The organism is Kribbella sp. NPDC058245 (assembly GCF_042882005.1).
Classification (GTDB): Bacteria; Actinomycetota; Actinomycetes; order Propionibacteriales; family Kribbellaceae; genus Kribbella.
Genome location: NZ_JBHVWY010000004.1, coordinates 593,284 through 602,103, shown reverse-complemented (window position 1 = coordinate 602,103; position 8,820 = coordinate 593,284). Strand labels below are relative to the sequence as shown.

Annotated in this window: 8 protein-coding genes; 4 read left to right on the top strand and 4 right to left on the bottom strand. The window is 66.3% G+C overall.

Annotated features, from left to right (window positions below; translation table 11 throughout):
• Window positions 1–129: 129 nt before the first annotated feature.
• The gene (locus ACFVWG_RS12210) at window positions 130–1,128 is read right to left on the bottom strand and encodes a YdcF family protein (protein ID WP_391543261.1); all 999 of its coding nucleotides are present in this window, start codon (window positions 1,126–1,128) and stop codon (window positions 130–132) included.
• 36 nt (window positions 1,129–1,164) lie between these two features.
• Complete coding sequence (locus ACFVWG_RS12205) at window positions 1,165–2,160, bottom strand: hypothetical protein (protein ID WP_391543260.1); 996 nt, start codon at window positions 2,158–2,160, stop codon at window positions 1,165–1,167.
• A 68-nt stretch (window positions 2,161–2,228) separates the two neighbouring features.
• On the opposite strand from ACFVWG_RS12205, the gene ACFVWG_RS12200 reads away from it, so the two are divergent.
• Complete coding sequence (locus ACFVWG_RS12200) at window positions 2,229–3,452, top strand: D-arabinono-1,4-lactone oxidase (RefSeq protein ID WP_391543259.1); 1,224 nt, start codon at window positions 2,229–2,231, stop codon at window positions 3,450–3,452.
• Window positions 3,453–3,521: 69 nt separating this feature from the next.
• Here the strand turns inward: ACFVWG_RS12200 and ACFVWG_RS12195 are convergent, their stop codons facing one another.
• Together ACFVWG_RS12195 and ACFVWG_RS12190 are read right to left on the bottom strand one after the other, a co-directional pair.
• A complete protein-coding gene (locus ACFVWG_RS12195; RefSeq protein ID WP_391543258.1) occupies window positions 3,522–4,205 on the bottom strand; it encodes a cache domain-containing protein in 684 nt (227 codons plus the stop codon).
• Window position 4,206: 1 nt separating this feature from the next.
• Window positions 4,207–4,950 (bottom strand): FadR/GntR family transcriptional regulator, encoded by a 744-nt coding sequence (locus ACFVWG_RS12190; protein WP_391543257.1) that lies wholly within the window; start codon window positions 4,948–4,950, stop codon window positions 4,207–4,209.
• Between the two features lie 123 nt (window positions 4,951–5,073).
• On the opposite strand from ACFVWG_RS12190, the gene ACFVWG_RS12185 reads away from it, so the two are divergent.
• Genes ACFVWG_RS12185 through ACFVWG_RS12175 form a run of 3 tightly spaced genes read left to right on the top strand, consistent with a single transcriptional unit; the run spans window position 5,074 to window position 8,775 of the window.
• On the top strand, window positions 5,074–6,507 hold the full coding sequence (locus ACFVWG_RS12185) for a gamma-aminobutyraldehyde dehydrogenase (RefSeq protein ID WP_391543256.1): 1,434 nt from the start codon (window positions 5,074–5,076) through the stop codon (window positions 6,505–6,507).
• On the top strand, window positions 6,507–7,529 hold the full coding sequence (locus ACFVWG_RS12180) for an ABC transporter ATP-binding protein (protein ID WP_391543255.1): 1,023 nt from the start codon (window positions 6,507–6,509) through the stop codon (window positions 7,527–7,529). The genes ACFVWG_RS12185 and ACFVWG_RS12180 overlap by 1 nt, the downstream gene beginning before the upstream one ends.
• Window positions 7,530–7,566: 37 nt before the next feature.
• Window positions 7,567–8,775: an ABC transporter substrate-binding protein gene (locus ACFVWG_RS12175; RefSeq protein ID WP_391543254.1), complete on the top strand. Its 1,209-nt coding sequence runs from the start codon at window positions 7,567–7,569 to the stop codon at window positions 8,773–8,775.
• The last annotated feature ends 45 nt before the right edge of the window (window positions 8,776–8,820 follow it).

The window sequence follows — 8,820 nt, the reverse complement described above, 5'->3', positions numbered from 1 at the left end:
CAACCCCAAAAACCTCTCCCGCACCTCATACCCACGCGCAACCGGCATCGGACAACACCTTCCTTCAGGCGTTGCTTCGACCGATGGACTCCGCCCGTCAACTTGAGCGGATATCCGGCCAAATGACCGTTAGACGAACTGGACGAAGGGGAGCACGAAGAGCGCTCCGCAGATGATGCCGTTGATCCATTTGTGGCTGAAGAGGATGGCGACGAACTCGCGGATGGTTGCCGTCGGCCAGTAGTAGCGCGCGGTGGGGGAGCCGACCACCTGGCCGTTGACCTTCACCTTGCGGGCGGTCAGTGCGGCGCGGAACGCGTGGAAGTTGTTCGTGACGATCAGGCAGCGGTACTTCGGCACGCGCGCGACCATCAGTTCCCGGCTGAACAGGAGGTTCTCGGTGGTCGAGGTCGAGCGGTCCTCGCGCAGGATCTGCGTCTCGGGGACACCGCGCTCGATCAGGTACGTCGCCATCGCGTGCGACTCGGGGATGTCCTCGCCCGGGCCTTGGCCGCCCGAGGTGATCATCATCGGGCTGCGGCCTTTCCGGATGGCGCGGTCGTAGACGAGTTTGCCGCGGTCGAGCCGGCTGGCCAGCAGTGGTGGGACGCGGGAGCCGCGCAGTCCCGAGCCGAGCACGATCACGAAGTCGATCTTCCGCGACGACCGGACGCGGCTGTAGACGAACGCGTAGATCAGGAAACACACGAACAGGAACGAGACGTAGGTCAGCACCCCGCCGATCCCGGTCAGCAACGCCGACAGCGGCCGCGAGTCGATCAGCCGCGAGATGATCCCGAAGATCACCAGCCCGAAGATCCCGAGCCCGGCCGCGAGCGACAGCAGGTTGGCCGGGCGGCGGCCCTCGCGGCGCAGCATCGTGACGCCGTTGACCACCAGGAAGACCGCCAGTACGGCGATCGTGACCGGGATCAGGAAGATGATCCCGTAGGCGACCAGTTCGGCCAGTGTGCGGTTCACCTCCGCGATCGCGAACAGCCCGCCGAGCCCGGCGAACATCAGCGCGATCACGAGGAAGATGCTGTTGCGGAACAGCCGCCGGTCGTACAGGAAGCTGATCAGAAAGATCAGGAACCAGAACCCGGCGATCGAGAAGCAGATGGTCATCGGGCGCCATCCAACCATCGGATGGCGCCCGACGGGTCACGCCAGGCTGGTCAGTTCCGAAATCGGTGCTTTGTGGAGGTGGGTGATCACGTTCTTGGTCAACGGGTCCGACCGGTACGGGTACGACCCGGACTCGAACACCAGGTACGCGCGGCCGCCGAACTCGGTGATCCCCTCGGCCATGCTCGGCGCCCGGAAGCAGGAGAGCTTGGCCTTGTCCAGATCCGGCTGGCCACGGCGGACGACGTACAGGTTGCTGAGGTTCTTGCGCCCCAGCGACGTGCTGAAGATGAAGTGCGACTTGGTGACGAGCAGGCCCTGGGTCTTGGTCGGGATCTCCCAGGCCTTGTTGATCGTGGTGAGCGTGCCGTTGGCTTTGATCTTGTACTCGTACATCTTGTCGCGGCCCTTGTCGTTGAAGTTCCCGGCGAACAGGGAATCCCCGTAGCTGGTCAGGAACGACGCGCCGTACACCTTGCGCTCGGAACCGACGGCCTTCACGTACGGCGTGCCGGCCTTCTTCATCGCGGCCGCGAGCGTGGACAGCTTGTACTTGCGGATGCCGTTGTTACTGCCCTGGACGAACGCCCAGCCCATCGACGTGGTGATGCCGCCGGCGTGCGTCTCGGCGATCGCGACGTCACCGACGACCTTGTTGGTGGCCGGGTCGATGCCGACGATGAGGGATTGCTTGCCGGTGTGGTACATCGACACCAGCAGCAGGTTCTTCGACCCGGACCAGTTCCACCAGGTGCCGATGCCCTGCGGCACGTACGAGCCGAGCTTGGGCAGCGCGGCGCTGTTGCTGAACTTGCCGTCGTACCACTTCGATGCCGACGGGCCGTCGTAGAAGTGCGAGCCACCGGCCGTGTCGTAACACTTGATCACGCGCGTCGCGGCGGCGGTCGACGTGGTCGCCGCTTGCGAGGCTTCGGGACCGGTCAGTGCGACAGTGGTGGCGGTACCGGCGGCCAGCAGGCCGGCCAGTCCGAGGGTAAGAGCGACCCGGCGGCGGGTCATCGTGAATCGCATTCAGCGACCTTAACGCGCGAGGGTGTGAAAGAGTCGCGGGGGGACTGGTACGACGGAAGGAGTTTGCTGTGGTCGCGAACTGGGCCGGGAACGTCGAATTCTCCAGCGTGCTCGAACGACCACGATCCGTGGCCGAACTGCAGGAGCTGGTGGCGAAGTCGGAGAAGGTGCGGGTGCTCGGGACCGGGCATTCGTTCAACCGGATCGCCGACACCGCGGGCACGCTGCTGACCATCGCGGACCTGCCGAAGCGGCTCGAGATCGGTACGTCGGGCGCCACGGTCTCGGCCGGCCTCCGGTACGGCGAGATCACCGCGGCCCTGCAGGCTCGCGGGCTCGCGCTGCACAACCTCGGCTCGCTCCCGCACATCTCGGTGGCCGGTGCCTGCGCCACCGGGACGCACGGATCCGGCGACACCAACGGGCCGCTGGCCGACGCCGTCTACGCGATCACCTTCATCGACTCGTCCGGCTCGCTGGTCACGCTGACGCGCGACGACCCCGACTTCAACGGCTCGGTTGTCGCGCTCGGTGCGCTCGGAGTGATCGTCAGCCTGACCCTCAACGTCCAGCGCACGTACAACATCAGCCAGGTCGTGTACGACGGTCTGCCGGTGAAGCGGCTGCACTCGAACTTCGACGCGGTGATGGGCAGCGCCTACAGCGTCAGCGCGTTCACCGACTGGGTCGATCCCGACGTGATGGTCTGGCGCAAGCAGAAGTCACCGCAGTTCGAGCGAGAGTGGCTCGGCGCGAAGGTTGCCGATGGACCCCGGCACCCGATCAAGGTCATGCCGGCGGACTACGCGACCGAGCAGGGCGGCGTACCGGGACCGTGGAACGAGCGACTGCCGCATTTCCGGCTCGAGTTCACTCCGAGCAATGGTGACGAGCTGCAGTCCGAGTACTTCATCCCGCGCAAGCGCGGTCCAGAGGCGGTCGAGATTCTCCGTGCCCTGGGCAACCAGTTGGCCGATGTCATCCAGGTCTCCGAGATCCGCACGATCGCCAGGTCCGACCTCTGGCTGAGCCCCAGCCAAGGCCGCGACACCGTAGCCCTGCACTTCACCTGGATTCAGGACGAGACCGCCGTCCGTCCAGTCGTCGAGGCTCTCGAAGACGCCCTGGCCCCGCTCGACGCCCGCCCGCACTGGGGCAAGGTCTTCGCCGCCGACGCGGCTACCCTCGCCGCCCGCTACCCCAAGGTCCCCGACTTCATCGCCCTGGCCAACCGCTATGACCCGACGGGCAAGTTCCGCAACGACTACCTGGACACCTACCTGCCTAGGTGACCGCAACCACCCATAACGTCCGAAGATCCGTAGTACGTGGTCGGCGTGTTTTCGGACGCTAGCGGTTTGTTAGGCGAGCTCCACCAGGCTGAGGGGTAGGCCGTTGATGGGTTGGGTGGGGCCTGATGCCTTGAGCAACGTTCCACTGACGTGGCGGGCACTGTTGCTGAGGACAACTCGGCCCTGGTCGTTGACTACGGCAACTGTGCGGTGGATTGCCCGTAGGCAAGGCAGAACGGCCTTCTCGAAGGTGAAGACGCGGACGTCGGCACCCGCGACGCCGACGAACGTCGTACCGGAGAACACTGGCACGGTGAAGGTCAGGGTGTAGTCCTCGGTGCAGAGATAGTCGACGTAGGGGCCGGTGATGTGGCGCCGGCCGGTCGTCCGCGGTACGTCGTACCAGGGGAGCGACTCGTAGTCGTAGAAGTTGTCGCCGCGCGGATCCGTGTCGACGAGCAACCGCTCGGCGGCACCGTTGTTGCGCATGAACCACTCGAGCCACCACCGCGAGTCCGCGAGCGCGTCGACCGCGACGACGAAACCCGCACCCGCGATCGGGCTGCCCGGCGCGTCGATGGCCGGCTTCACCAGCGAGGCGATCCCCTTGAGATCACTGCGCCGGACCGGCTGCTTGGTGAACGCTGCCGCGGCTGAGGCGGCGATCTCATCAGCCAGCCCGAAGGCCTCGCCGGCCAGCGCGCTGACCAGTTCGACGATGGCCGCGGTGTCCTGCGCAACGTGAGTGCTCATCTCAGTCCTCCAAGGCCAGTCTGAGGTCGATCAGTCGCGCCGTCGAGTCCGCGACCCGCTCTTCGGCAGCGGCCCGGGCGGCGTCGCCGTTGGTTCGGTCGATGGCCGCCACCACGTCGCGGCAGCTCGCGACGGTACGACGATGGCTGTCGTCATCACCGAACGCCAGCCAGAGCAGCGTGCCGACCTCGGCCTGCAGACTGACCTCGGCGCGATACAACCGAGTGGACTGCGCGGTCGCAGCCACCTCGATGTGGAACTGCGCATCCGCCCGGCGCCGCGCACCCGAACCCTCGGCGTTCTCCAACGCGTCGCAGACCATCACCAGCCGCCGTACGTCGTCCGGTGTCGCGCGCTCGGCGGCGAGGCGGGCCGCCGTACCGGCGATGGCGCCGTAGTGATCGCCGAGGTCGCGCAGTTGCGCCAGGCTCAGCTCGGCCAACCGCGCCCGGACGAGCGTGGACGACATGTCTTCCTGGGCCCGGACGAAGCTGCCGCCACCGCGGCCGCGCCGGGTGTCGATCAGGCCGCGTAGCCGCAACGCGGAGAGCGCCTCGCGGATCGTGGTCGTGGAGACGCCGAAGATGCCGGCCAGGTCGGACTCGCCAGGCAGTTGCTCGGAGTCCGGGATCAGGCCGAGCGCGATCGCGTCGGTGAGCCGGCGGGCCACTAGTTCTGAACGGCTCAGTGACTCCAACGGTGCGAACACCGCCGCTGCGCCACTGCCGTAGAACCGCACCGCCACGTCGGCCACCCCTCAGGAAACGACTCGGGAACAGATCCCCGCCATTCTCTCCGATCACTTGAACTTTAACATCTGATTTCATATGTTAACCGCCACGAGTCGCTGCGGCACTGGGAGTGAGCAATGCGAACTGTCCGCAACCTGATTGGCAACGAGTCCCGGGACGCGCTGAGCGGGGCGACGAGCGAACTGGTCGATCCCGCCACCGGCAAGGTCTTCGGTACGGCGCCCCTGTCCGGCGAGGACGACGTGGACGCGGCGTACCGGGCCGCGGCCGCCGCCGTACCCGCGTGGGCCGGCGTGACGCCGGCTGATCGGCAGCGGATGATGCTTCGCTTCGCGGATGCGGTCGAGGCGCGGGCCGACGACCTGATCGCGGCCGAGTCCGAGAACACCGGCAAGCCACTCGGGCTGACCCGGACCGAGGAGTTCGCGGTCATGGTCGATCAGCTGCGCTTCTTCGCCGGTGCTGCGCGTCTGCTGGAGGGGAAGTCGGCGGGCGAGTACCTGGCCGGTCACACCTCGTGGATCCGCCGCGAACCGATCGGTGTGGTCGGGCAGATCACGCCGTGGAACTACCCGATGATGATGGCGGTCTGGAAGATCGGACCAGCGCTTGCCGCAGGCAACCCCCTCGTGCTGAAGCCTGCTGAGACGACCCCGGTCAGCACGGTCCTGATGGCCGAGATCGCCGCAGAAGTGTTGCCTGCGGGCGTTTTCAACGTGGTCTGTGGTGATCGCGCGACCGGGCAAGCAGTCGTCGCGCATCCGACGCCAGGACTGGTCAGCATCACGGGCTCGACGCGTGCGGGCTCAGAGGTCGCGTCGACAGCGGCTCTCGATCTCAAGCGGACCCACCTCGAGCTGGGCGGTAAGGCACCCGCAGTGGTCTTCGCCGATGCCGACCTATCAGCGGCGGCTGAGGCGATCGGAGTTGGCGGCTACTTCAACGCCGGCCAAGACTGTACGGCGGCCTGCCGGGTGCTCGTGGAGGCATCGGTGCACGACGCGTTCGTCGAGGCGCTGACTTCGTGGGCGCGCGAGAACGCTCGACCGGGACTTGCTGACGATGAGGACGCGTTGTTCGGCCCGCTGAACAGCAGCATGCAACTCGACCGGGTCCGCGCGTTCCTGACCAGGATGCCCGCGCACGGCAACGTCGTACTGGGTGGCTCAAGGGCCGGCGGTGCCTTGGCCGACGGGTATTTCTTCGAGGCGACGGTCGTCACCGGGCTGCGGCAGGACGACGAGATGATCCAGGACGAGATCTTCGGGCCGGTCATCACCGTGCAGCCGTTCGCGGACGAGGCCGAGGCGCTGGAGCTGGCGAACGGGGTCGAGTACGGGCTGGCGTCGTCGGTGTTCACTCGCGATCATTCGCGGGCGCTACGGATGTCGGCCGCGCTCGACTTCGGGTGCGTGTGGCTCAACACCCATATCCCGTTGGTCGCCGAGATGCCGCATGGCGGGTTCAAACATTCCGGGCATGGCAAGGACCTCTCGCTGTACGGCGTTGAGGACTACACCCGGATCAAGCACGTCATGTCGGCGATCTGATGGGCGCGGTGAGCCTGCGCGGGCTGCGCAAGACGTTCGGCGACGTGGTCGCCGTGGACGAGGTCGACCTCGATCTGGACAAGGGCGAGTTCTTCTCGATGCTCGGGCCGTCCGGATCGGGGAAGACCACAGTGCTGCGGATGATCGCCGGCTTCGAGGAACCGACCGCCGGGACGATCATGCTCGACGGTGTCGACGTGACCGGGCGGCCGCCGTACTCGCGTGATGTGAACACGGTCTTCCAGGACTACGCGCTGTTCCCGCACATGAGTGTGCTGCAGAACGTCGAGTACGGGCTGCGGGTGAAGGGCGTCGATCGGCGCAGTCGTCGTACCCAGGCCTCTGAGGCGTTGGAGACCGTCCGATTGAGTGGCTTCGGTGATCGAAAGCCGAGTCAGCTATCTGGTGGCCAACGGCAACGAGTCGCGTTGGCACGAGCCTTGGTGAACCGTCCCAAGGTGCTGCTGCTCGACGAACCACTCGGTGCCCTCGACCTGAAGCTGCGGCGTGAGATGCAGTTGGAGCTGAAGGCGCTGCAACGCGATGTCGGCATCACCTTCGTGTTCGTCACGCACGACCAGGAGGAGGCGCTGACGATGAGCGACCGGATCGCCGTCTTCAACGGCGGCCGGATCGAACAGCTGGCCGAACCGGCCGAGCTGTACGAACACCCGGCGACCGCCTTCGTGGCCGGCTTCGTCGGTACGTCGAACCTCCTGTCCGGCGAGGTCGCTCTCGCGATCCTCGGGACAGCCGGAGTTTTCACCGTGCGGCCGGAGAAGATCCAGCTTGCTTTTGTTGACACGCCGGCGGAACCAGGTCGCTGTACGGCGACCGGCGTCGTCCGGGAAGTCGTGTACCTCGGCGCGGCCACGCAGTCCGTGGTCGACCTCGACGCCGGTGGCTCTCTCCTTGTCCTGCAACAGAATCAAGGTGATTCCGTGCAGGAGAAGCTCGAACTTCGGGGTGCCCAGGTCCGCCTCACCTGGCATCGCGAACACACCGTCGAAATCGGCGGCTAGTCCCCCCGCCCCACCCAATGGCCAAGGAGCGTATTCGATGAAGAAGTCTCTCGCAGCGGTGAGCCTGGCCGTGCTCGCCCTGATCGCGGCCTCGTGCGGCACGTCCGGCGGTGATTCCGGTGCTTCGGGCAACAGCTCGACCGGTGGCGGGTTCACCCCGCCGGACCTGAAGAAACTCGACACGCTCGGCGCCGGCGAGGGCAAGCTCAGCGTGCTCGCCTGGCCCGGCTATGCCGAGGACGGCTCGAACGACCCGAAGGTCGACTGGGTCTCGTCGTTCGAGAAGGAGACCGGCTGCCAGGTCACGGTGAAGACGTTCGGTACGTCGGACGAGGCCGTCACCCTGATGAAGACCGGCCAGTACGACGTGGTGTCGGCCTCCGGTGATGCGTCCCTGCGCCTGATCGCGGCCGGAACGGTCGAGCCGATCAACACCGATCTGGTGAAGAACTACGCCGACGTCTACCCGTTCCTCAAGGACCGGCCGTGGAACTCGGTGAAGGGGCAGATGTACGGGATCCCGCACGGGTACGGCGCGAACCTGCTGATGTGGCGCACCGACAAGGTGAAGACCGCCCCGACGTCGTGGGGTGCGGTGTTCGACCCGAACTCGCCGTACAAGGGCAAGGTGACGGCGTACGACTCACCGATCTACATCGCCGACGCCGCGATGTACCTGATGGCGACCAAGCCGGATCTCGGGATCAAGAACCCGTACGCGCTGGACGACACGCAGTTCGCCGCGGCCGTCGATCTGCTCAAGCAGCAGAAGGGGCTCGTCTCGGAGTACTGGTCGGACTACCTGAAGGAGGTGCAGGCGTTCACCAGTGGCAACTCGGTGATCGGCACCACCTGGCAGGTGATCGCGAACGTCGCCAAGGGCGAGAAGGTACCGGTCGACGTGACCGTGCCGACCGAGGGTGTGACCGGGTGGTCGGACACGTGGATGCTCAGCGCCACGTCGAAGAGCAAGAACTGCGGCTACCTGTGGATGAACCACATCATCAGCCCGAAGGCGAACGCGGCCGTCGCCGAGTACTTCGGTGAGTCGCCGGCCAACGGCAAGGCCTGCGCCGAGACCGCGGACAAGAGCCACTGCACCACGTTCCACGCCGGCGACGCGGCCTACTCCGAGAAGATCTGGTACTGGACCACGCCGATCGAGCAGTGCCTGGACGGCCGCACCGACGTCAAGTGCGCCGACTACACCAAGTGGACCCAAGCCTGGACTCAGATCAAGGGATGAGCATGTTGCCCAGTGGTCTCGTGAGGCACCCGCGGGCGCGGCTCG